Raw genomic sequence first — 24,577 nt, forward strand, 5'->3', positions numbered from 1 at the left:
AAAGTTGGTATGGACATATCGGCTAATTCCTAAGAAAAGCTAATAAAAATGAGTAATATAGGGCAGGCTCACTATTAAAATTGATTTTTAAAATTATGTGGTTGACCAAGTTGAACTACCTCATCATAGTATTTTAATTCGTCATAGCGATGAACCACGCTAATAATAGTAGTCAAGGGTAAATACTTTCTTATCATCTGATAAACAAGAATGATTGTTTTCTCATCCAAATTACTGGTAAATTCATCCAACAACAATATTTGTGGTTTTGAGACAATTGCTCTTAAAAAAAGTATTTTTTGCTTTTCACCACCAGAAATCTTATTTTTGAAATCTCCCGGAGTTTTGACAGTGAGATCAGCAGCAGACTTAATCAAAGTATCAAGGTTAATTTCTTTAATTAAAGTAAGCAACTGTTCTGTTGTAACTTGTTGTTTTGGATAACAAATATTTTCTATAATCGAACGATTAAATAGCTGCGCACTTTGGGGCAAATACAGTAAAGTTGGTTGACTGACAAAAGGCAAAATAATTTGTCCCGACTGTGGCTGATAAAAACCCGTCAAAATTTTTAATAGTGTACTTTTACCAGAACCATTTGGACCTACTAAAGCGGTCAGCTTATTTTTGGGAAAAACTAACTCTAAGTTGTGAAAAACTTGTTGGTTGTTCTGATAAGCATAACTGATAGATTCCAAAGAAATTGCGTTCTTAGTTCCATCAAGTTTAAAAGGCAGATTAGGAGCAGGTGTTTCTTTTCCATATTCCAGTTCATTTAATCCAGCCCGAATTCTATTTAAAAGCTCCTCAATAGCCAGATATTGGGTGCCAAAGCCGGACAAATTAACAATAGAATATAACAGAACCAAAACTAGTGAAAGTGACAAATTTCCTTTTGTTCCCGTTAACACTTGTCCCAGAATCACAATAATACACGCCAAAACAACAATTAAGAATTGCTGAAACAAAGAGGCAATATTAGTAATTTTTTGCACATTGGTAAAAGATTTTTGTTCTTCATTTAAAATGTTAGCCATGTTGTGCTCTTCAAAGTCTTTGGAATCACTTGCTAAAACCGTTTCAACGTTACGGTAATAATCGATAATGTACTCATTGACTTTAGAAGCACTCTTTAGTGAAGCTGCCACGTTACTTCTATTTCGCTTGGCCATCCAAACTGAGACCATCATGTAGCCTAAAAAGAAAAACAAGTATGACATACCAACAACCAAATTTTGCAAGCTGAGCGTTACTGAATACATAATTAGCATTACTGTCATTTGCACAACAACCGCCAAACTGGTTTGTTCCAATTCGCGACAGGCAAACGAAACATCTTTAATATAACTTTGAACCATACCAACCGGCTTGTCTGAATAATATCTAAAAGGTTTGTTAACAACAGACTCCCACAAAATTTGTTTTGAATATTTACGGACAGCCTGAATAAACGAATTATTACAGCTATTAATAATTGGCACCATCATCAGCGAAAGAGCTAATGCGCATACCAATAATATTTGTAAATCACGGTTCAATTTTGGCTCAAATAATTTAGTAATTAAATATGGTTGGGCAAAATACACGACATAACCAGCAAAAAGAAATGCGCTAAAAAGTGCAACTTTGACAATTCCAATTCTGGTTATTATTTTTCGTATATATTTCCAAGCCATAATTTACTTTCCCTTTTCACTCAAAAGAAAACAAGATTTATCTGTCCTTTACCATTTATTTTGCGGACAAAATTGCCTTTAATTCCTCTTCTGAAAATTGATATTTATTACCGCAAAAGTTGCATGTCAACTCAGCACCATGGTCTTCATTGATCATGGCTTTCAGCTGACTGTCCTTTAAAGTTGCTAAAATATTACCATATTTTTCTTTAGAGCAATCACATTTAAAAGCAACTTCATCTTTTTCCAAGATTTTACAATCATCCCCCAAAATCATAGCTGAAAGTTTTTCAGGAGTTAATCCATCTAAAAAGGCGCTCGAAAGAGCAGGTAAATCATTGATACGATTGATAGTTTCAGTAATTAAACTATCGGAAGCCCCAGGCAATGCCTGCAACATAAATCCACCGGCTTCACCAATTGTATTATTAGGATTTACAAAAACTGATAAGCCGACAGCAGACGGAATTTGTTCAGATTTTGTTAAATAATAGGCAATATCTTCAGCGATTTCACCAGATACAATTGGCACTTGTCCTGTATACGGCTTCTTCAATCCTAAATCCTTAGTAACTTCAAGCCAACCTTTACCAACAGCTTTTTTCACATCAATATGACCATTCTTCTTTGGGGGTAATGCAATATGGGGATTCTTAACATAGCCTTTTACCGTTAAATCAGACTTGGCGGTTACAACTGTTGGACCAACAGGACCATCACCCAAAAGTCTGACGGTCAGTTCTTCCTTGTCAGTCAATTCGGCTCCAGCAAGTAAAATTCCTGCAACTAAGGTTCGTCCGAGCACGGCAGAAGAAGCTGACCATGTATCATGACGAGTTTGTGCTTCTTGAACCAAGTTCGTAGCTGTAATTGTTAATAAGCGTAAATTTTTAGTTTTATCTATTGCTTTAACTAAATAATCGTTCATTTCATTCTCCTAAAAAAATAGAGCCTGAAGTAGGCTCTATTAATTTTATCAGTCTTGTGAGTGATCATTTTCACCTTGTGAATGATCCTCGTTATTTTCAGAATTGTGCTCTTGCCCTAAATCCTTATTTTCAGGTTCAAGTTGCTTTTCAGCAGAAGTTTTTTCTTCAGTAGTAAGATCCGTTTCCTTTGGAAATTCAGCTCTTTCTGGATTTTCAGGATTGGTTTCTTCCGCTTCTTCATTTTTTTGTTTAGGTGATTCTAATGAAGTATCTCTTTCTTTTTGAGCCTCATCTGAATTGATTATGTTCTTTTTCTGAGATTGACTTTCTTTCTTTTCCGCAGCAGCTTTAGCTTCTTCATAAGTGGAAGCCTTAGATTCGCTTGGATATTCCTGCTCTGTCTTTTCAGGCATTTTGCCAGTAGTATAAAGAGACATAATCTGCTTCTCATCTAAGGTTTCATATTTCAGTAAAGCCTCGGCAATAATCCGGTGTTTTTCCCGATTATTTTTAACTATTTCAACTGCTTTAGCATGGGCCTCATCAAGTAACTTCTTAACGGCCTCGTCAATCTTAGCAGAAGTAGCTTCACTATATGGCTTAAAGCCGTAAGGATTGGTTTCGCCTTCTTTTTCAAGCTCAACCATTCCCAATGAATCAGTCATACCATAGTTAACAACCATACTATGAGCAATCTGTGTAGCTTGTTCAAAGTCGTTAGACGCTCCGGTAGATTGGTCACCTACTACAACTTCTTCTCCTGCACGTCCTCCCATTAGACCAACAATTTGTTCCATCAACTGTTTCTTAGTTAGCAAGAACTGGTCATCTTTTGGCAGCATCAAGTTATAACCACCTGTTCTGCCATGAGGTACGATCGTAACTTTGCGCACTGTTCGAGAATCACTTAGAACTAAACCACAAATAGAGTGACCGGCTTCGTGAAAGGCTACTCTACGTCTTTCCTTTTGAGAAATTAAGCTATTTCTCTTTGCAGGACCAGCAATCACACGATCTTCAGCTTCATCCAAGTCAGACGCAGTAATATCATTACCGTTTCTTCTGGCAGCAAGAAGTGCCGCTTCATTAAGTAAATTGGCCAAATCTGCCCCAACAAACCCAGGGGTCTGTCTTGCAATTTCTTTTAAATCGACATCATCAGCTAAAGGCATGTTTTTGGCATGAACACGTAAAATTGCTTCACGGCCGCGGACATCTGGGGTACCTACTAAAACTTTACGGTCAAAACGACCAGGACGAAGAAGTGCCGGATCCAAAACATCAGAGCGGTTAGTAGCGGCAATAACAATCACACCTTCATTACCTTCGAAACCATCCATCTCTACCAGTAATTGGTTTAAAGTTTGCTCACGCTCATCGTTGCCGCCACCGCTGGCATTACCACCACGTCTTCTACCGATAGCATCAATTTCGTCAATGAAGATAATGCTGGGTGCATTCTTTTTAGCATTAGTAAACAAGTCACGTACACGACTGGCACCAACACCAACAAACATTTCCACGAAATCAGAACCTGAAATTGAGAAAAATGGTACGTTTGCTTCACCCGCTACAGCACGAGCTAGTAAAGTTTTACCAGTACCCGGAGGACCTTCAAGCAAAACGCCGGAAGGAATTTTAGCACCCAATTTAGTAAATTTAGCCGGATTCTTTAAAAATTCAACGACTTCAACTAATTCCTGCTTTTCTTCTTCTTCTCCGGCTACATCAGAGAACCGTACCTTGTTTTTCTTAGGATCTTCGGGCTTCACATGTGACCGACCGAAGTTCATAATGCCGCCGTTACCACCACGTCCACCACTACTTTGGCTGAACATCATCCATATCATAACGATAAAGAGGATGGTTGGCACAAACATCACAAGTGTAGAAATCCAGTTGCCCGATTGCGACTCACCTTGAGTAGTCATCTTAGCGTCATTTTTTTGCGCTAAGTCCTGAACTTTGGACACACTTGAATCATTTTGTAACATCGTGGTTGAAAAGCGAGTAACTTTTGAACCTGAACTACCGTTAAAAAAGTCAAATGTATTTTTTGACTGTGCTTTACTTTCTTGTGCTTCCTTATAAGTTCCTGAAACGCTGTATACGCCATTAGCAGGCTGAACATTAAAGTTTTTAACTTTTCCGTCGCGCAAATCCTTGACAAATTCGGAGTAGCTAATATTTTCATTGCTGCCTGAATTATCTGATCCGCCAACTGCCCAGTTAATTGCTCCTATTAATAAAAGGAAAACAAGTATATAGAACAAGCCGTTTGAAAACAGCCGATTCCGGTTATTTTTCATAAAAAACCTCCGCAAAGTTTCTAGAGATATACGAATAAAAGTTTATCACAAATTCTATTTATGCTCTAATATTTTAAAATTTCTTATTAATTGTCCTCATACAAAAAATAACATTTTTGTTTAGCAGCAATTTTTTGGTAACAGTATGTTTGTTCTACGAAAACAACATTGTTATTATCATATATCGTTAAGCAATATGGACGCAATATATTAGGGATGCCACTTTCAGCAAATTTTTTCTTGCTTTTAACATGGTCGCCGTTTTTTAATAATAACTTTGTTCCGGTTTTAATGGATCCAACACTAAAATTCGCGCTTGCTGGCGCAAAAAATTTGCCTATTAAACGATGCGATAAATGTTCTGTTAATGAAAGGAAAAAATGCCGCTGACCAAAAGCGAATTCATGATCTAAATGGACTTTTTTGGGGGTTGATAAGGTAGGTAAATCTTTGAATAAATAAAAGTAATCCTGATAGCTGAGTAAAGTATAATTAGCTAAATATTTACTTACCCGCTGATGCCATGTCTCCCAAATAAAATTCTGCCAAAAGGCTGCTTGTTCGCCTTGCGTTAATTCTTTAAGTTCATCTTTTCTTAAACGGTAAGCAAAGCCTAAATACTTTTCAGGCCGCTTAATTCGTGCAAAATTTTGACTTGCTAATTCTGTCAACAAACTAACTTGCTCGTTAAACCTAATAGCATTCTCAGTAATTTGAGGATTTTCTTGTTTTAATAACGGAACCACGTGATGTCGTAGCCTGTTACGTAACGTATCATCATCGTTATTTGTTTGATCAATGACATACTGTATTTCCTTTTTTTGATCGTATAAAAGCAAATCAGCTTTTTTCTGTGTCAAAAGTGGTCTAAGTAATGTAAAACCATTTACTGAACTAATCGCCTGCAAACTATTCATTTCACCAGGATTTCCTGAGCGAATAAATTTCAGCAGAATGTTTTCTAATAAATCATCCACATGGTGAGCAGTCAGTAAATAATCACCGTGATTTTCTTGCAGCACTTGCACTAAAAAATGGTAACGATATTTTCGCGCTGCGGCTTCAATGCCAACATTAGGGTGTTCTTTTGGCGGCCAATACCCATTTACTACCTTGATATCCCTACCTTGGCTATACTTAGCAATCACGTTTTCTTCTTTAAAAGAATCAGATCTTAATTTGTGATCCAAATGAGCCGCTATCAACTTAAATTGATAGCGGCTTTTTAGTTCATATAGTAAATCGAGTAGCGCCAAGGAATCAGGTCCACCACTAACTGCAACAACTAAAGTTTTACCAGTTAGTGGTAAAGCGTGCTTTTTAAAAAAATTATCTATCTGCATAACTAATCAATTCATGTTCTAAATTCTTAATTTCGCTTCTAGCATTTTTAATGGTTTGAGATAGAACCGAATCAAAATCTGCATTTTTTGTGTCAGAAAAAGGGTTAGTATGATCAATTATCTCTGGATCATTAACCCGCTTTTTTGAGAGAGCTATTTTACCTTTATAGTTATGGATAATTACCACTCTAATTTGCTCACCAATATTAAAATTATTTTTTTCGCGCAACCAGTCATTACCAAAATCACTATGGTGAATCAATCCAGAAACGTGATGTGGAAGCGTAACAAAAATGCCTAAATCACTAATATTATTAATAGTTCCTGTAAGTCTTTGACCAACTTGGTATTTCATTAATTATTATTTTTTCCTTCAGGTAAATTGTAAATTGTTTCGTTAGGTTTAGAATAAAGAAATTTAAAACGGACTAACTTGGCCACGTAATCAGGATCCTTTAAATCATTTTTCTTAGCAATTAGTGTTTGCTTTTGAATATTTATTTTTTTAAGAGTTTTTTTCGAAGCTTCTACTTGCCCGTTAATACGGTCAGTTTGTGCGTGGGTGACACCGATTTGCACGCCTAAAAAGGCAAAAATCACCACAAAAGCAGCAATTATCCGATTACGCCGCACACGGTGTACTTCTTTTTCTCTTTTTTCCTGTTTCCGTCTTAGTCGTGCTATTTGTTCTTCCGGGCTAAGTGAATTATATATACGTGGACCGTTCATAATTTCGACCTCTATTACCAAAACAATACTATTTTAATTATAGCAAGACCACCTAAAAATGTCATTAAAGAAAAGACTAATTTTGCAATTCGTATAGTTCACTGGCTTCGGCTTTTTTGGTTGTTTCTTTAATAGCACAAACCTTAGCTTTAACTTGTTTTGACCCATAACCTACTTCAATGATGTCTCCAATCTTGACGTCATAACTGGATTTGACTACGTGGTCATTCACTTTAATTCGACCTTGATCCGCCATTTCCTTAGCCACCGGGCGTCTTTTAACCAAGCGGGATACTTTTAAAAATTTATCAATTCTCATATTTTCTCCTTATCTTTGAATAATATCACTTGCTGCAGTCATAAAAGTAATTAAATTATTGAATAGTTGCCGGTTATTTATATTAGTAGGCAATTCCAACAGCACAACCATTCTCTTAGACGGAGTCAGGTTGATTTTAGCTTTAAATGAAACATGTTCCAGTGCTTTAAAAATATTTGGTCCTTTTAGTTCATCAGAAGCTGCTCTTGCAAATTCGATTTTTATCTGATTGGCACTTATTTTGGTAATATTGCGTACTTGGGCCAAATCAGCCTCGGATTTTAATGCGGAAATTGCCAATAAATTTTCAACCGGTTTTGGATAATTTCCAAAACGATCAATCAATTCATCCTGAATTTGCACTATGTCAGCAGCAGTTGCGGATTTTATCTTCTTATAAAATTCAATTTTTTCTTCTTGATCACCAATATAATTATCTGGAATATATGCTTCAAGACCCAAATCAATTTCAGTATTACTCTTTTTGACTTTCTTCTTAGTCTTACGATTTTTAATAGCATCAGCCAGCATTTGTGAATATAGGTCGTAACCAACACTATCAATGAAGCCATGTTGCTGTGAGCCTAACATATTGCCAGCACCGCGGATAGCTAAGTCACGCATCGCTATTTTAAAACCGGAACCCAGTTCAGTAAAATCACGTATTGCGTCTAAACGCTTTTCTCCAATTTCTGTTAGCACTTTGTTAGGTTGATATAAGAAATAAGCATAAGCTAAACGTGCGCTGCGACCAATCCGACCACGCAATTGGTAAAGTTGACTCAAGCCATAATGATCAGCATTCTCAACAATCATAGTATTGACATTAGGCATATCAATGCCCGTTTCAATTATGGTGGTAGTGACTAAAATATCAAATTCGCGATTTAAGAAACGATATAAAATATCTTCCATCAAATTCTTGCTCATCCGACCATGCACACTGACAATTCTCGCCGTAGGAATTAAGTTTTCTAGTTCAGTAACCACATCATCAATATCCCGCACACGATTATGCAAGTAAAACACCTGACCGCCGCGTTCCATCTCCCGCAAGCAGGCATCTTTAACAACACTTGGGATTTGCTCCATTACATAAGTTTGAATGGGGTACCTATTAGAAGGGGGCGTCTCCATAACTGAAAGGTCGCGCACACCGACCATAGACATGTGCAAAGTCCGCGGAATAGGCGTAGCGGTCAATGTAAGAACATCAATATTAGCTTTTAATTCCTTTAGCCTTTCTTTATGCTTTACCCCAAATCGTTGCTCCTCGTCAACTATCAGCAAGCCCAAGTCTTTGAATTGCACATCTTTTGACAATAACCTGTGTGTACCAACTACTAAGTCAATTTTACCCGTCTTTAAACCTGCAGTAATTTTTTTAGCTTCAGCTGGAGTTTGAAAACGGGACAAGACAGCATAGTTAACAGGAAAATTCTTAAAACGGTCCTGAATGGTTTCATAATGTTGTTGCGCCAAAATAGTAGTAGGCACCAAAAAAGCCACTTGTTTATTATCTTCGATAGCTTTAAAAGCTGCCCTGAGCGCTACTTCGGTCTTGCCAAAACCCACATCCCCTACTAGTAAACGGTCCATGGGTTTATCTTGCTCCATATCATGTTTTATTTCTTTAATTGACCGCAACTGATCCGGCGTTTCCACATAAGGAAAAGCATCCTCAAATTGGCGCTGTAAATCATCATCTTTTGAAAAGGCGAATCCTTTTTCCGATTCTCTCTTAGCATAAAGATCAATTAATTCATCGGCAATATCTTCAACTTTCGACTGCACACGACTTTTAGTCTTAGCCCATTCACTGCCACCGAGTTTGTTGACGTGTGGTCTTTTACCTTCTGAAGCGACATATTTTTGCACAAGCTTCAACTGGTCAGCCGGAACAAATAATTGATCGCCATGTTGATAGGTAATGGTAATGTAGTCTCGTTTGACCCCGTTATTTTCTAAAGTCTTGATCCCTTCAAAGCGACCAATACCATGATTAACATGAACAACGTAATCTCCCGGCTTTAGTTCGGTATAACTACGCAATCTTTGCGCATTTTCTAAAGTTCTAATTCTGCGATTGTGATGAGTTACTTTATTAAAAAGCTCGTGTTCAGTTAAATAAACTAAATTATTATTAGGTAAGGTAAAACCACTAGCGAAAAAGCCCACTGTAATTTGGGTCTGCTTTTCACTTAAATCGGCAGGGTTCACTATTGGAACATCCATACCAAATTCAGCCATTGTTTGACTGATTTGCTTAGCTCTTTTATTATTGTCAGCTTGCAAAATAACGGTCTGACCCTTTTTTTGAAATGATTCGATTTCAGACTTAATCAGGGGCATTTGACTGAAGAACTGTTCGGGTTCTCTAGTTTGCCAGTCAAACAACTGACCCAGTTTTATTCTACCGATACTGCGTTGAAATAATGAAAAATAGATATGATTATGCTCATCTTTGCCCCAGACCTTGTGAAAATCGCTCCTCAAACTCTGTCCGGGAATCATCGCACCAGTCTTTAACTCATCATCAATAAAGCCCTGATTTTGCTGATCCACCGTCTTAACGGCTTGATTTATTAATGGCCAATCGTCTAACATTACCAAGCCAGTATTTGACAAGTAGTCAAGTAAACTGCGCGGCTTGTCAATTAAAAAATCAACTAAAAAAGCGTAATTTTGGGGCAAAAAGCCATTATCTAACTCAGCTAAAGCGTCAGCAAAATGCTCACTGACATTTTTTTCAGGTGCAGGAGCATCTGCCACTGCTTTTCTGATCATCTTAGCAGCGCGCTCAAAGTCGCTTTTAGTAAAAACACGGTCCTGAGCTGCAGATACAAATAAGTGGTCAATTTGTTTTTGACTTCTTTGACTGGCAAGATCAAATTCCTTGATAGTGTCAATTTCATCACCAAAGAATTCTATTCTCACGGGACTTTCACGATCAAGAGGATAAATATCCAAAATATCTCCTCGTAAGGCGAATTCACCTGGCTTGGCAACCAAATTTTCTCGCCGAAAACCCGCTTGGACTAACCAACTTGTTAATTCAGATAAATCGAATTCTTTTCCCGACTTAAATTCACGTCTTGCTGCTTGGTAGTCTGTTGGAGCAGATAATTTATATTGCAAAGCTTGGGGAGTAGCGACCACCACGCCCTTTTCTGCGCTCAGCAAAAAATTTAAAGCCTGAATACGGCTGCTCAACTCATCTGGTGAGGTAACAGCAGTTTGGGTCGCAATTGTAGCATCAACTGGAAAAATCTGCACGCTTTCTTCAGGCAAAAGCTGGACTAATTCACTATAGATTTTCTGAGCCTTATTCTCGTTTTCTTCCAGTAAAATTATCGGTTTTGCCAGTGTCATTACAATCTGGCACAAGAGCATGTCGAAAGCACCGGCATTAGCACCGGTGATTAGTGAATTTTTAACTGTAGTAGTTCTATTAATAAAATCTGTCAGATCATGATCTTTGGCTATTATTTCTGTTAAACGCATTTTAATTGTATTTATTCATCAAATATTGGCTGCTCCTTCCAGCTATGAAATCAGAAATAACTTCACTGGCTGTGGCATAAGCAGTATCCATTAACTTTTGTTGTTCCGTATTAAACTGTGAAAGTACCCAAGAAACTACACTCGCTTCTGTCACGTTATCTGGGTGTCTGATACCAATTTTTAGGCGGTTAAAATCACTGGTACCTAAATCACGAATAATACTCTTAATACCATTATGACCGCCTGACTTGCCATTTGCACGGATACGGATTTTACTTAACGGCATGTCCATGTCATCATGAATTATTAGTATGTCTTGCGGGTTAACCTTAAAGAAACGGGCAAATTGCGCCACCGAACGACCAGAATCGTTCATAAAAGTCTGCGGCTCAAGCAAAATAACATCATTGCCAGCAATTTTTTGCTTGGTATATTTGCCTTCAAACTTTTCCCGTTCTAAAGTTAAAGAATTTTTTTGTAAAAAATAATTTAAAGCCATAAAACCGGTATTATGTTTCGTGCCGTCATATTTTTTGCCTGGATTGCCCAGACCTGCTATAATTTTCATCTAAATTCCCCTTATTTTTAGTCGTATTTAATGATAGCACAATCACAACGCTTGACTTTGGCAAAGACTATTACACTTTAATTTCATTGCATAAAATAAGCTTTTTAAATTAAGTAGCACGTGCTAAAATTTATTTAATTGATGATTTTATTTTCATTTTTATTTAATCATTATTCTTTTTATGATATAATCATTGAGATTTATTTTTTTACGGAGGCAGTTTCATGCTTATCAAATCTTTAGTTATTAAAAAAGATTATTTAACTACAGTTAACGAACACGCTACTCTTGCAGAAGCACTTAAAATTTTAGAGGATTCTGGCTTCAGATGTGTGCCAATTTTAGATGATACTGGTACTATTTTCCGCGGTAATATTTACAAGATGCATATATACCGCCATAAGTCACAGGGTAAAGACATGAACTTGCCGGTAACTTATTTATTAAAAAATGCTACCAAAACAATAAAAGTTAATTCGCCATTTTTTAAAGTTTTCTTCACAATTAAAGATTTGCCCTACATTTCGGTTTTGGATGAAGAAAATAAGTTTTATGGGATATTAACTCACTCAAGATTACTTGATATGTTGTCAGATGCTTGGAATATTAAAAACGGTTCTTATGTCTTAACAGTGTTAACTGATAATTCACGTGGTAATTTAGCTAAAATGACCAGAATTATTAGTAAGTTCTCTGCCATTGCCGGTGTTATGAGTTTAGATGCTTCAACAGCGGGTAAAAGTGATAATTCTGTCAGACGTATTTTATTTACTTTGCCTGCCGGTGTAGGTGAGGACACATTAAAAGAAATCGTTAAAAGACTTGAGCGCAAAGGCTATGTGGTTGCTGAAATTGAAGATCTGCAAGCAGGAATGACATTAATGAGTGATGAAAATCCTGGCGTTTACGTTAACCAAGACGAAAATAACTAATTAAAGACATAAAAAACATTGCAAGAAGTGCAATGTTTTTTTTAATTATAATATTTGCGGGGCAAGCGGTCATCAAGTAGGCAAGCCACTTCATAATGAATACTGTCAACATAATCGGCGGCCTTTTTGATTGAATTAGGCGCTGCCGGATTATTAGAAATCAGAACCACTTGGGTCCCAACTGCCATTTCATAGGGTAATAGCACCATAAGTTGATCCATGCAGACCCTGCCAACAATTGGACAAAATTCGTTACCAACTTTAATCTTGAAGCCTTGAAATTTACGGATAAAGCCGTCAGCATAGCCCACTGGTACCGTGCCAATAATTTGATCCTTATCAGCGATGTAAGTTGAACCATAGCCGACGCCCTGCCCTTGATGTATTGTGTGGACCTGAACTAATTCACTCACAAATGACAGTGCCGGCTTCAATTTAATTTGAACTGGTAAATCAGGACTTGTAGGGTTTGAAGAAGGGTTTAGACCATAAATTCCAATACCAAAGCGTACCAGATCGCTATGAACTTTTTTATTAAAAACACTAGCAGCAGTATTATCAACGTGAATCCATCTTGGTTTTACTTTAAGTAACTTTTTAAAGTGTGTAAATCTGTCAACTTGACCTTGAAAATAAGTATCATCTGCACTATCAGCTGAAGCAAAATGGGTGAACATCCCCTCAACATCAAAATTGGGATTATTTAATAGAAAATCATTTGCTGCATTAAATTCACTATCTTCGCTAAAACCAATGCGTCCCATGCCTGAATCAACTGCCAGATGAATTTTTAACTGTAAATTATTTCCTGCAAGGTTAGTTTGTGCGTCTTTGAGCCATTTTAAACTGGGAACAGTCAAAGAAATACCGTTAGCTGCAGCAAGAGCCGCATACTCAGGTTGGGTCACGCCTAATACTAAAATTGGCGCAATTATTCCTGCCCGCCTAAGTTCTAAAGCTTCGTCTAGTATAGCAACACAAAAGCCGCTGGCTCCTGCTTTTACAGCTTCTTGGGCAATTCTGACTGCACCATGACCATAGGCATTAGCCTTTACTACGGCAAATAATTTCTGCCCAGGCTGCAAGTGCTCAATTTCTTGTTCAATATTTTGTCTAATTGCAGCTAAATCAACATATACAGCTGCCGGTCTATGGAATCCTGGAACCATTTTTACTTCTCCAACACAATTAATGTTACTATTTCATGATGATCGTGGCTGATACTTGGGAAAATCTTGCCGGTAAATTTGCTAGATGTTGTAACTGGGTGTCCGAATTCATCCCACAAGGTTTCAATATCCTGTAAGCCTACACCTTTACCAAAACCTATGCCTAAAGCTTTTACAAAAGATTCTTTAAGGGAAAAACGGCCACCTAAATATTCAACTTTCCGTTTTCCTGCTAGTTTCTCATACTGTGCAAATTCGTTTGGTGTTAGCGCCCTGCGGGCGAAGTTATCACCTTTGGCGACAATTTTTTTGACCCGTTCAACTTCAACAACGTCTACACCGACTCCAACAATCATTTTATTTACCTCTTAGTATAGAAATTTATAATATAAAAAAAGAGTTGTAAATTGTTGCAACCCTTTTTTAGTAAAATCGTTAATCTTTTTTGTTTTTAATCACAAAATTATGACCATTGCCGGATCTTCTTGAATGTCCGCCGCGATAACTTCCACGGCTGCGGCTGCCGCCACGATAACCGCCGCGACTATTCTTACCACGATTATAACGACCACGGCCTCTGCCACCACGACCATTGCCTTTATACGGCAATGGTTTTTCGGAACTAATCTTAACTTCAACACTGGAAGAATCCTTAGACAAGTTTTTAAGAAAAGCAGAAACTAAATCAACCGCAGAATAATTTTCTAATAACTCGTCCGCATCATCAGTATATTTAGATAAGTCCTCTTTCATGATATCTTCAATCTTGGACTTTGCGACTTTAAGTTGACCGCGCAACGCTTGATCATCAGATGGTGGACGCAGCGGTGTCATTTTCTTCTTAGTTAGCTGTTCAATTGTTCTCATGTAGCCAATTTCATTTGGTGTAACAAAAGTAATTGAGCAACCATTTTGACCAGCACGTCCAGTACGACCGATCCGGTGAACATAAGAATCAGGATCTTGAGGAATATCATAGTTGTAAACATGGGTCACACCAGAAATATCCAATCCCCGGGCAGCCACATCTGTAGCAACTAGGATATCCAACTTACCGGCACGGAATCTTTTTAATACAGTAATTCTACGAGCCTGTGACAAATCACCGTGAATACCGGCAGCATTATAGCCACGTGCTTGCAGTCCTCTTGTGACTTCATCAACTCTACGTTTAGTCCTGACAAAGACTACTGCCAAATCAGGACTTTCAACATCAATCAACCGGCACATTATATCGAATTTTTCTGCATCCTTAGCACGGACAAAATATTGGTCTATTAAATCAGCAGTTAATTCCTTAGTTTTAATGCGCACAATTTCAGGATTGTTCATGAACTTTTCACTGATGTTCAAAATCGGCTTAGGCATTGTGGCACTAAACAACAAGGTTTGTTTGCGATTTTTAACGTAACTTAAAATACTTTCAATGTCTTGGATAAAACCCATGTCCAGCATTTCATCAGCTTCATCTAAAACAATGGTATTAACATTTTCTAAATTAATAGTCTTGCGTTTTAAGTGATCGAGCAAACGTCCCGGCGTACCAACTAAAATAGCCGGCACATGATTTTTCAAAGAGCGAATTTGGCGACCAATATCGGCACCGCCATACACAACCTGCACACGCGCATTTTCATCGCGACCCAGTCTAAAAAGTTCTTCCTGAGTTTGAATAGCAAGTTCCCTTGTTGGTTCAATAATTAATGCTTGGATTACCTTATTATGTTTATCCAAATTCTGCAAAATCGGCAATGCGAAAGCTGCTGTTTTACCGGTACCGGTTTGAGCTTGACCAATCACGTCCTTACCAGCTAAAGCCAAAGGAATTGTTTGTTCCTGGATTGGCGTGGCTTCCTCAAAGCCTGAACGCTTAATTGCTTTTAAAAGCTCATCTTTTAAACCTAATTCTGAAAATTTCACTAAATTCTCCTTACCTAAGCCGTTCAACTACTTTTTCAAGGTGCATTCCGTGCGAACCTTTTAAGACTACTATGTCGTTTGGCTTAATATCATTTTTTAAATCTGCAATCATATGTTGCATTTCGTCTTGGGTGTAATAATGCAAATTTTCGGGATCGTAACTGTCTTTTAATGCTTCAGCCAGATGTTTCATTTCTGTACCAAACAGGTAAACTTCATTAATTACCTGCGGGTCTAAACAATCTGCTAAGCCAGCATGAAGAGCAGCTGATCTTGGCCCTAGTTCCAGCATATCGCCCAAAACGGCAATTCTACGGCTTCCAGCAGGAACCTGAATCTGCCCAAAACTGGTTATCACAGCACGCACGGCAGTAGGATTGGAATTGTAGACATCACTCATAATGTCCTCACCTACATCGCCTTTTTCCCATTCCATTCTGTTTGCGGTCGGGGTAAATTTTTCTAAAGCGCAAGCAATTTCTTCATCGCTTTCACCAAAATGACGTCCGACACAAATAGCAGACAGCGCGTTAGAAACATTATGTTTACCAATCATTGGAATGGAAAATTTACGTTCAGAGTTATTGACTGTAAAAGTAGCATGGTGTTTATAGCTGCGATAACCTGTTGCATAAACTGTATCATTTTTTACAAAACCAAATGTAACTTTTGCTTGTTTTATTTTAGCAGCTCTTTCACGTAAAAGCGGTTCATCACCGTTATATATTAATTCGCCGTCTTCACGTAAAAAATCCGTAATTTCCATTTTAGCATCTGCAATTCCAGCACGTGAACCAAGAAATTCAATGTGAGCCTCGCCAATCATGGTAATAACAGTGACATCAGGGTGGGTCAATTCACTCAATTGGTGTAATTGCCCAGCATGATCCATACCCATTTCTAAAACCAGAATTTCTGTATTCGGTTTCATATCTAAGATAGTCATAGGTACGCCAATTTCATTGTTGAAGTTAGCGTCAGTTTTATGGACATTGAACCTTTTAGCTAAAACTGCTGCTGTCATATCTTTAGTAGTTGTTTTACCATTTGAACCGGTAATGCCAACAACAGTAGGATTTACCTTATTTAAATAGTATTGTGCCAATTGCTGCATACTCTTGAGAGGATCTTCTACTTCTAAGACAGCGATATTATCGGGCTTGTTCGGATGACCTTTTTGCCATAATGTCGCACTAGCACCATTACTGATGGCACTATTAATAAAGTCATGACCATCCCGTTCACCTTTTAGCGGTACAAACAAGCCACCCGCAGCGATCTCTCTTGAATCAAAGGCAACAGAAGTAATAACAGTTTGCTCGTTACCCTCACACTTTGAATTAATTGCTTTGGCTATTTCTGCCAGTTGCATTTTCATCTTGTCTCTCCTAGCCAAAAAAGAATTTTTTTGCTAAAGAAGTAATTATACTCCTTAATAAAGTAGTATATCAATTAAGTTTCACATAAAAAAGCAGCCCCAATGGGGCTGCCTTCCACCAGATTGAAGATATTACTTGTTGTTCATGCCATATTTCTTGTTGAACTTTTCGATTCGACCGTCGGCTTGAGCAAACTTTTGCTTGCCAGTATAGAATGGGTGTGAATCTGAAGTAATTTCAACACGGATTAATGGGTAAGTCTTACCTTCGTAATCTACTGTCTCTTTTGATGTTAAAGTTGAACCAGCGACAAATTTTGCACCTGTAGCTGAATCCATAAAGACTACTTGTTGGTAATCTGGATGAATACCTTGTTTCATAATTTATTACTCCTTTGCCATGACTCCTATTGCAAGTCATAGATTAATCGATTAACGTTTAATACCTTATCATCTTTAAAGGTAAATTTCAAGACTTATTTATTATAGCAGCTGGATTAATTTAAAACAATATCGCTAGGTTTAACCTCTTTACCAAAATAAGGTTTTAATTCCTTATTATAATCAGCAATAAAGAACTTTTTCTTAGTTAATTTAGTAATTTCTTTATTAGTCCAGTTTAAAAGTGACTTATTGCCTTTTTTAACTGCGGGTGAAATAAATTGATTAGGCCCAATGTTTTTAATTCCAACCGTGTAATTAGGGTTCTTTTTTACCCAAGCATAGAGATAGGAATTGTCATCCGCTAAAGCAGCAGCACGTTTGTTTTTAAAAGCATTAAACTGCTGCGTTTTGGAATCAAATTTCAACAAGTCCACGCCGCCTTTTTTGGTAAAATAATTTTCTGCTGTTGTACCCTTGTTGACAATTAAGTTTTTACCCTTTAACTGACTTGCGCTAGTAATTGGGGAATTCTTAGGAGCAACTACACCAACCGATACTTTCATGTATGGTTTAGCAAAATCAACTACTTGTTTACGCTCGGGTGTCACCGTGAAGTTGGCTAAAATTATATCGGCCTTATTTGAATTCAGAGTGTCAACGCGGTTGTTGGCATTAACTTGGGTAAATTTCACTTTAACACCCATATCTTTTGCCATTTGACGTGCAAGGCGAACGTCGTAACCCACGCGATTGCCGTGATCATCAACCCAACCATAAGGTGGCAGATCGCCAAATACGGCAACTCGTAAAACTCCCCGTTTTTTAATTGCGCTCACACTGCTTTCGTTTGCACTACTATTGTTACTTGTTCCTGATTTGATACCAAAAAATGCTGCCACAGCTATGATTAAAACTACTAAAATTCCAATGATGATATTTCTATTTCTATTGTTTTTCATTTTTTACTCCTTAAAAATCCATACTCGTGAGAAAATCACGGGCACGATCAGTTTGTGGGTGTGCAAAAAACTCTTTGCCAGAAGTATTTTCTAAGATCTTACCGTCTTCTAAAAATAACACTTGGTCCGCTATTTGCCGCGCAAAGTTCATTTCATGAGTGACGATAATCATAGTCATATGGTCTTTTTTAGCCAAGTCTGCCATGATCTGCAAAACGCCACGAACCATTTCCGGATCCAGTGAAGCAGTCACTTCATCAAAGAGCATGATTTCGGGGTGAAGGGCTAGAGCGCGAACAATTGCAATACGCTGCTTTTGACCACCTGACAATTCTCGGGGGTAGGTATCGACGTATTCGTCTAGTTCCACTCGCTTTAGCAAACTGATAGCTTCAGCCCTAACCTCTTTTTCAGAACGTTTCTGCACCTTGACTGGGGCAAGCATGATGTTTTCAATCACAGTTAAATTAGGAAAGAGGTCGTAACTCTGAAAGACCATGCCAATTTTTTGCCGCAAAGCTTGCCAAGTTTTACCAGAGCCATCTATTTTTTTGCCCTTGAAGTAAATAGCACCACTGCTAAATGTTTCAAGTCCATTTAAACACCTGATTAGTGTACTTTTACCAGAACCAGATGGACCTAATAAAGTCAGCACCTCACCCTTGTGCAATGTCAGGTTAATATCGTGCAGAGCCTGCCAATCACCATAATACTTGTTCAAATTTTCAACTCGTAAAATTTCTTCTGTCATTTTTCCTTACCTCTTTTGCTTGGCAGCTAGGCGCTTAGCCCAAAGGGACAACGGATAATCAATTGCAAAGTACAAAATAAAAATCAAGCCGTAAATCCAAAAAACTGCACTCGGATACTGCTGGTTGTTGGCTTCAATAATCTGCTGACCAATTGCAATCACATCCATGATGCTGATCAGCATTAGTAGCGATGTGGTTTTAATTACCCGCGTAGCTAAATTTATGGTCGCTGGTAATTCTAATTGCATTGCTTGCGGTAGCAAGACATAACGAAATAATTGACTAGCGCTCAAGCCCAATGCTTGACCGGATTCTTTTTGCGTAACTGGTACTGACTCAATAGCTCCGCGCACAATATCACTGAATTCAGCTGACACCCATAATGAAAAGGCTAAGACTGCCATCCAACTAGCCGGCCAATTGATATGCAAGCTCCGCGGCAAAATGTAGTAAACCAGATACAGCAAGACAATAGTAGGAACAATACGGAAAAATTCCAGGTAAGCCCGTAAAATAAAGCGAATTGTTTTATTAGGCAGCGTTCTTAAAATGCCAAGCAAGGTTCCCAGTACTAAACCGATTAATAAACTGAGTGCAGCAATCCAGACCGAAGTCCACAGACCTTGCAGAATCCGCGTAAAATTATTACCAGCAAAGAAGACGTTAATTGCCGAATGTTCCATAACGCACTTTCCTTTCCACAAAATTTAATAGTAAGATTACTGGCACCAAAATAATGGCATAGGCAATGACCAACACGAGAAGATATTCATTTGAGCGATAATACATTCCGATCAAATCCAAAGCGGTGTTAGTCAGTTCAGGAATTGCAATGACTGAAAAAATCGATGTTTCTTTTATCAAAAAAATAATATTAGCCGTTAGGGCTGGCATACTCAAAGCAAAGCCTTGTGGAAAAACAACGTAGCGTGCTAGTTGCAAATCATTCATCCCTAATGCTTTGCCATCATCAATTTGACTTGGACTAACCCCAGCAAAACCACCTGTAAAACCTTCAGCCATGTAGGCTCCGCCCAAGAATACCAATCCGATGATACCGCAAACTTGGGCCGACATTTTTAAGCCGATGACCGGAAAGGCATAATACAAGAAGAACAATTGAATCAAGAGCGGAGTGTTGCGTGCAAGCTCCACGTAAATTGTCAAAACTCTACCCAGTATGGGCACTTTAAAATACTGCACCAAGCTGGTAAGAATACCAACAAGGATTGAGCACACAATGCCTACACACGATAGCCAAAGGGTTAATTCAAAGGCTTTTAAAAAAATAGGCAAACTCTGTGTAATTATCTGCCAACTCATTTTTTACCTCCCACTTTTATGCAGACGGCCTGACCTCAGAAAAAAGAGCATCAAGCACAGTCACAAATATAAAAAATCTACGAACTATTCTTTTCGTAGATTAAATGTCATAATTGCTAGCACTATTGCGACAAGTGAACGACAAAGACCCAACTGGTTTGATCAGGAATAACCATTACTTTTCCTTATTAGTATTTGGTCTCGCCCTTTTTCATTTCACTTCCTTTTTGTTAGCAACTATCAATGTCTCTAATGCTATGCGTTTACTTACTTTTTGTCAATTATTTGAATTGCCTACACTTTCACAACATTCAAGGATTGTTCACAAAAAAAGCGTTAAGCATTCTCAAATAATCTTGAGTTACGCTTAACGCTTTATCAGCAAGATTCTTAGTTCTTTTTTAAAAGACAAAAAACTGCCTTTGTGCTTTGTCAGAATAAAATATTTGTTGCTATCTATAAACTGTCATTATTTAGCAAAACATCAACATAATTACACAAAATATCATTAAAAATGTAGAAAAAGGTGTGGTTGCTAAACAAAAAAGAGTTGTCAACACCGACGTTAGGCAGCACGAAAAGTGCGTTTAACGGTACATCAATGTTTTCATTGGTCGTAACCATGTAGACATTAGCCTTTTTCTCTATTGCACCTCTCATAACAGCATTAGTTAAAATACTGTGACCAGACACTGTATAAACTATAACTACATCATCATTATTAAATAAATACCCGAAATCATTAGCATAATAGATCGAATCCATTATTTGGGCATAAATTCCCAGTGTTTGCAAACTATATTTCAATTGTTGCGCTACCGGACTGGATTTACCAGTGCCAATAATTTTAAGTGGTTTGTGTTCAACAATACTGTTTGCTAACTGCTTAATATCGTTATCTTTTAGTTTTCCTTTTGTTTCAATTTCGCCGATTTTATCTTTATACGTAGTGATTATCTCATGAATAAAATTATTACTGGAAGTGGCCTTATTCCGCATTCTGCGGTTGATAAATTTGATATATTCATATTTAAATTCCGTGTAGCCGCTAAATCCCAGTGCCTTGCAAAACCTTGTAATGGTATTACGAGAAACATTGATGCTCGATGCTAATTTTGCAATGTTTTTTTCAAGAGCAAATCTGGGATGCTTGATTAATTTATCAGCTACCTTTCGTTCTTGTGGTGTCAGTTTTTGGTAATTTAATTTGATCAGGGTGTCTAGGTCAAGCATATTTTTCTCCTAATTGATTTTTTGCACAAAATATTTTTATTTATTGTGCCGTTGCACATGGTTGAATTTAATGATAAAGTTTAGCCATGATGTTAGCGTTAACAAGTATTTGAAAAGTTTAGAGGTTTTTACTATGGAAAGAACAGAGTTATTTCCTAAAAAATTTTTATGGGGCGGTGCCATTTCTGCTAATCAAGCTGAAGGAGCTTGGAATGAAGACGGAAAGGGTCCTTCAACCGCTGATATTATGCAATGTAATGCTACTGATCTGAATCATCTATCAGTTGAACAAATCAATGCGTTTTTAAAAGATCATAATGATCAAAATTATCCTAAAAGGACTGGAATTGATTTTTATCATAGCTATCAGAATGACATTGACTTACTCTCCCAGATGCATATTAATGCTTTTCGCACATCAATTGCTTGGACTAGATTATTTCCCACTGGAAGTGAGTCTAAACCTAATTATAAAGCTGTTACTTATTACCGTAACTTATTTAAAAATTTACGAGATCATAATATTGAACCTGTTGTTACATTATCACATTATGAAATGCCAATTAAACTAGTAGTTGAAAATAACGGTTGGACTAGTCGTGAAGTTATGACAAGTTTTATCCATTTTGCGACAACAGCAATCGATTTATTTCATGACTTGGTGAAATATTGGATACCATTTAATGAAATTGATAGTGTACTGAGGCATCCTTTTGTTAGCGCAGGATTAACATCTAACTTGATTACCAAAAAGAATGAGTACCAAGCTATGCACAATCAGTATGTTGCTAGTGCAAAGATTGTAGAATACGGCAGAAAAATTGATCCCCAAGCACATTTTGGCTGTATGATTACAGGCTTGACTGCGTATCCTTATTCTTGTAAACCGCAAGATGACATGTTGGCGCAACAATTAAGACATTATACTTACTTGTCTGGAGACGTTCAAATAAAGGGACACTATCCTAAATCAACTTATAGGATGTTAACAGAAGATTTAAATTTAGATATCACTAATCAGGACTTAAAAGCAATTGCTACGGGCACCTGTGATTATTTAGCCTTTAGCTATTACATGTCGGTAACAGTTGGAACAGAAAATGATGTAGCCCAAGTAGAAGGTAACACAATTAAGGGTAAAAGCAATCCCTATCTGAAACGAAGCGATTGGGGTTGGCAAATAGATCCTCTGGGATTAAGAATTCTTTGCCAAGATTTATACAATCGTTTTCAAGTTCCCCTATTTATTGTTGAAAACGGTCTGGGAGCACGAGATGTTGTAAATGATGATAAAAAAATTAATGATGATTATCGGATTAGCTATCATCAACAACATCTTGTCCAACTAGAAAAAGTAATTAATGTAGATCACATTGAAGTAATGGGCTATTTAGTATGGGGGCTGATTGATATTGTCAGTTCTTCCACTGCAGAAATGGCTAAAAGATATGGTTTTATTTATGTCGATCGAGATAATAAAGGCAAAGGAACCCAACAACGCTGGCCCAAGAAAAGCTTTTATTGGTATCGTCGAGTAATTGATTCTCAAGGAAAAAATTTGTTTGAGAAAGAAGGAACTAATCATGAATAGCAAAGAAATTGCTCAAGCTTTATTGCCACTAGTTGGCGGGAAACAAAATATAGAAAAAACTTGGCATTGTGCAACTCGCTTACGAGTAATTCCCAAAAACCCAGAATTAATAAATATTGAAAAAATCAAATTAATTTCTGGAGTGCTAGGTGTTGTTAAACAGGGAGACCAAATTCAAATAGTCATTGGAAATCGTGTTGATGATGTCTATAATGCTTTTCAAGAATTGATAGCAAATGAAAATGACACCAATTCCGAAACTCAAGAAGTACCCAGAACAAAAACTAAAGAACATACAAATATAATTTCTAAAGTTTTAAGTGCTATTGTAGGTTGCATTACTCCTTTAATACCAGTACTAGTTGCTGGTGGTATGGGAAAATGTTTGATTTTGATTGCTAAAATGGTACATCTCGTATCTGATAAAGATATGTCTTATCAAATTCTACTGCTAATATTTGACTCTGCCTTTTATTTTTTGCCAATATTTGTCGCCTTAGCGGCAGCAAAACAATTTAAAGCCAATCCTTATCTAGCAGCACTAGTTGGCTGTGCATTATTAAATCCAACTTTTATCAAGTTAGTAGCAAGCGATAAGCCTTTATCTATCTTCGGACTACCAGTAATGTCCATCAGTTATGGCAGCACCATTATTCCCGCAATCATGGCAATATGGATAATGTCATATATCCAACATTTCTTGGATAAACACTTGTGGAACTCCATTAAACCATTTATGTCACCATTATTAACCATTCTAATCATAGTTCCGCTAACATTAGTGGTTATAGGAACGGCAATGACAGCAGTGTCATTTGCTTTATCCAAAATTGTCTTTTTCCTAAGTGGCAAATTAGGACCTTTGTCATTGGCCTTATTAGCATTAGTATATCCTTGGATAGTTACAACTGGTATGCACTCAGCACTGGCAATTGCTGGTATCGAAGCAATTAATAAAAACGGTGTAGATCCATTAACTAGAGCTTTAACGCTTATGCATAATATTACCCAAGCATCTGCAACTTTGGCCATTGCGTTCAAGACCAAGAATCCAGAACTTAGAGGTACTGCAATTTCAGCAGGTTTAACAGCACTTTTTGCTGGTATCACTGAACCATGTTTATATGGTGTCACACTCCGTTTGCGTAAACCAATGTATGCGTGTATGATTGGCGGATTTTGTGGCGGGCTATATGCCGGCTTTAAGGGACTAAACGCCTATGTTTTTATGACGCCGGGACTAATTACCCTACCAATGTGGATTAATCCAGCAAATCCTAATAACTTAAGTAATTTATGGACCGCTATCATTGCCATGATTATTGCCGCAGCTGTGTCTTTTGTTATGACTTTAGTTTTAGGCTTTGAAGATATACCTAGTAAAAATAAGCAAGCTGCTCAGGCTTTAGCTTAATATATAACATTATTTTTAGAGCAGAATTTAATTAAAAAATTAGTAACGATTTGACAATAAATTTATAATGCAGTTGCTAATTTAACCACAATAATACCCCCAATTTGTTACAAATTGGGGGTATTAGTATACAAGCGTGTTTTTA

22 protein-coding genes are annotated in these 24,577 nt (G+C 37.3%); 3 read left to right on the top strand and 19 right to left on the bottom strand.

Features of this window, described 5'->3' with window-relative positions; translation table 11 throughout:
* Positions 1–74 precede the first annotated feature (74 nt).
* The 9 genes from DLD54_RS06830 to pth form a co-directional block, all read right to left on the bottom strand.
* Positions 75–1,676 (bottom strand): ATP-binding cassette domain-containing protein, encoded by a 1,602-nt coding sequence (locus DLD54_RS06830; protein ID WP_109918678.1) that lies wholly within the window; start codon positions 1,674–1,676, stop codon positions 75–77.
* Positions 1,677–1,731: 55 nt separating this feature from the next.
* Positions 1,732–2,604 (bottom strand): Hsp33 family molecular chaperone HslO, encoded by an 873-nt coding sequence (hslO, locus tag DLD54_RS06835; RefSeq protein ID WP_109918679.1) that lies wholly within the window; start codon positions 2,602–2,604, stop codon positions 1,732–1,734.
* Between the two features lie 48 nt (positions 2,605–2,652).
* Positions 2,653–4,914 carry an ATP-dependent zinc metalloprotease FtsH gene (gene ftsH / locus DLD54_RS06840; RefSeq protein ID WP_109918680.1) on the bottom strand — a complete coding sequence of 754 codons (2,262 nt, stop codon included), beginning with the start codon at positions 4,912–4,914 and terminating at the stop codon, positions 2,653–2,655.
* Between the two features lie 86 nt (positions 4,915–5,000).
* Positions 5,001–6,257, bottom strand: a complete 1,257-nt coding sequence (gene tilS, locus DLD54_RS06845) for a tRNA lysidine(34) synthetase TilS (RefSeq protein WP_109918681.1) — start codon at positions 6,255–6,257, stop codon at positions 5,001–5,003.
* The gene (locus DLD54_RS06850; protein ID WP_046327500.1) at positions 6,244–6,612 is read right to left on the bottom strand and encodes a S1 RNA-binding domain-containing protein; all 369 of its coding nucleotides are present in this window, start codon (positions 6,610–6,612) and stop codon (positions 6,244–6,246) included. Before DLD54_RS06850 ends, tilS begins: the two co-directional genes overlap by 14 nt.
* Positions 6,612–6,989, bottom strand: a complete 378-nt coding sequence (locus tag DLD54_RS06855; RefSeq protein WP_162542268.1) for an FtsB family cell division protein — start codon at positions 6,987–6,989, stop codon at positions 6,612–6,614. The genes DLD54_RS06850 and DLD54_RS06855 overlap by 1 nt, the downstream gene beginning before the upstream one ends.
* Positions 6,990–7,062: 73 nt before the next feature.
* Positions 7,063–7,305, bottom strand: coding sequence for an RNA-binding S4 domain-containing protein (locus DLD54_RS06860; protein ID WP_038523812.1), 243 nt, complete (start codon positions 7,303–7,305; stop codon positions 7,063–7,065).
* Between the two features lie 9 nt (positions 7,306–7,314).
* Positions 7,315–10,809 carry a transcription-repair coupling factor gene (mfd, locus tag DLD54_RS06865; RefSeq protein WP_109918683.1) on the bottom strand — a complete coding sequence of 1,165 codons (3,495 nt, stop codon included), beginning with the start codon at positions 10,807–10,809 and terminating at the stop codon, positions 7,315–7,317.
* A gap of 1 nt (position 10,810) precedes the next feature.
* Positions 10,811–11,377 (bottom strand): aminoacyl-tRNA hydrolase, encoded by a 567-nt coding sequence (gene pth / locus DLD54_RS06870; RefSeq protein ID WP_109918684.1) that lies wholly within the window; start codon positions 11,375–11,377, stop codon positions 10,811–10,813.
* A 224-nt stretch (positions 11,378–11,601) separates the two neighbouring features.
* Between pth and cbpA the strand changes: the two genes are divergently transcribed.
* On the top strand, positions 11,602–12,309 hold the full coding sequence (gene cbpA / locus DLD54_RS06875) for a cyclic di-AMP binding protein CbpA (RefSeq protein WP_109918685.1): 708 nt from the start codon (positions 11,602–11,604) through the stop codon (positions 12,307–12,309).
* A 41-nt stretch (positions 12,310–12,350) separates the two neighbouring features.
* On the opposite strand, the gene alr is transcribed toward cbpA, so the two are convergent.
* The 10 genes from alr to DLD54_RS06925 all read right to left on the bottom strand — a co-directional run bounded on the left by alr (position 12,351) and on the right by DLD54_RS06925 (position 21,427).
* Positions 12,351–13,478, bottom strand: a complete 1,128-nt coding sequence (gene alr / locus DLD54_RS06880) for an alanine racemase (RefSeq protein WP_109918686.1) — start codon at positions 13,476–13,478, stop codon at positions 12,351–12,353.
* 2 nt (positions 13,479–13,480) lie between these two features.
* Positions 13,481–13,834, bottom strand: a complete 354-nt coding sequence (gene acpS / locus DLD54_RS06885; RefSeq protein ID WP_109918687.1) for a holo-ACP synthase — start codon at positions 13,832–13,834, stop codon at positions 13,481–13,483.
* 79 nt (positions 13,835–13,913) lie between these two features.
* The gene (cshA, locus tag DLD54_RS06890) at positions 13,914–15,398 is read right to left on the bottom strand and encodes a degradosome RNA helicase CshA (protein ID WP_038523829.1); all 1,485 of its coding nucleotides are present in this window, start codon (positions 15,396–15,398) and stop codon (positions 13,914–13,916) included.
* 10 nt (positions 15,399–15,408) lie between these two features.
* Positions 15,409–16,776 (bottom strand): UDP-N-acetylmuramoyl-tripeptide--D-alanyl-D-alanine ligase, encoded by a 1,368-nt coding sequence (locus DLD54_RS06895; protein WP_109918688.1) that lies wholly within the window; start codon positions 16,774–16,776, stop codon positions 15,409–15,411.
* Between the two features lie 132 nt (positions 16,777–16,908).
* Positions 16,909–17,157, bottom strand: a complete 249-nt coding sequence (locus tag DLD54_RS06900; protein WP_038523835.1) for a type B 50S ribosomal protein L31 — start codon at positions 17,155–17,157, stop codon at positions 16,909–16,911.
* 116 nt (positions 17,158–17,273) lie between these two features.
* Positions 17,274–18,119, bottom strand: a complete 846-nt coding sequence (locus DLD54_RS06905; RefSeq protein ID WP_109918689.1) for a transporter substrate-binding domain-containing protein — start codon at positions 18,117–18,119, stop codon at positions 17,274–17,276.
* 10 nt (positions 18,120–18,129) lie between these two features.
* Complete coding sequence (locus tag DLD54_RS06910) at positions 18,130–18,870, bottom strand: amino acid ABC transporter ATP-binding protein (RefSeq protein ID WP_109918690.1); 741 nt, start codon at positions 18,868–18,870, stop codon at positions 18,130–18,132.
* Positions 18,871–18,876: 6 nt separating this feature from the next.
* Positions 18,877–19,554 (bottom strand): amino acid ABC transporter permease, encoded by a 678-nt coding sequence (locus tag DLD54_RS06915; RefSeq protein WP_109918691.1) that lies wholly within the window; start codon positions 19,552–19,554, stop codon positions 18,877–18,879.
* Positions 19,535–20,194 carry an amino acid ABC transporter permease gene (locus DLD54_RS06920; RefSeq protein WP_109918692.1) on the bottom strand — a complete coding sequence of 220 codons (660 nt, stop codon included), beginning with the start codon at positions 20,192–20,194 and terminating at the stop codon, positions 19,535–19,537. The genes DLD54_RS06915 and DLD54_RS06920 overlap by 20 nt, the downstream gene beginning before the upstream one ends.
* A gap of 456 nt (positions 20,195–20,650) precedes the next feature.
* A complete protein-coding gene (locus DLD54_RS06925) occupies positions 20,651–21,427 on the bottom strand; it encodes a MurR/RpiR family transcriptional regulator (RefSeq protein WP_109918693.1) in 777 nt (258 codons plus the stop codon).
* Between the two features lie 133 nt (positions 21,428–21,560).
* Here DLD54_RS06925 and DLD54_RS06930 point away from each other — a divergent pair, with 133 nt between their 5' ends.
* Both DLD54_RS06930 and DLD54_RS06935 read left to right on the top strand, forming a co-directional pair.
* Positions 21,561–23,018, top strand: a complete 1,458-nt coding sequence (locus DLD54_RS06930) for a glycoside hydrolase family 1 protein (RefSeq protein WP_109918694.1) — start codon at positions 21,561–21,563, stop codon at positions 23,016–23,018.
* Positions 23,011–24,432 (top strand): PTS transporter subunit EIIC, encoded by a 1,422-nt coding sequence (locus DLD54_RS06935; protein ID WP_109918695.1) that lies wholly within the window; start codon positions 23,011–23,013, stop codon positions 24,430–24,432. The genes DLD54_RS06930 and DLD54_RS06935 overlap by 8 nt, the downstream gene beginning before the upstream one ends.
* The last annotated feature ends 145 nt before the right edge of the window (positions 24,433–24,577 follow it).

The organism is Lactobacillus helsingborgensis, assembly GCF_003173695.1.
Classification (GTDB): Bacteria; Bacillota; Bacilli; order Lactobacillales; family Lactobacillaceae; genus Lactobacillus; species Lactobacillus helsingborgensis.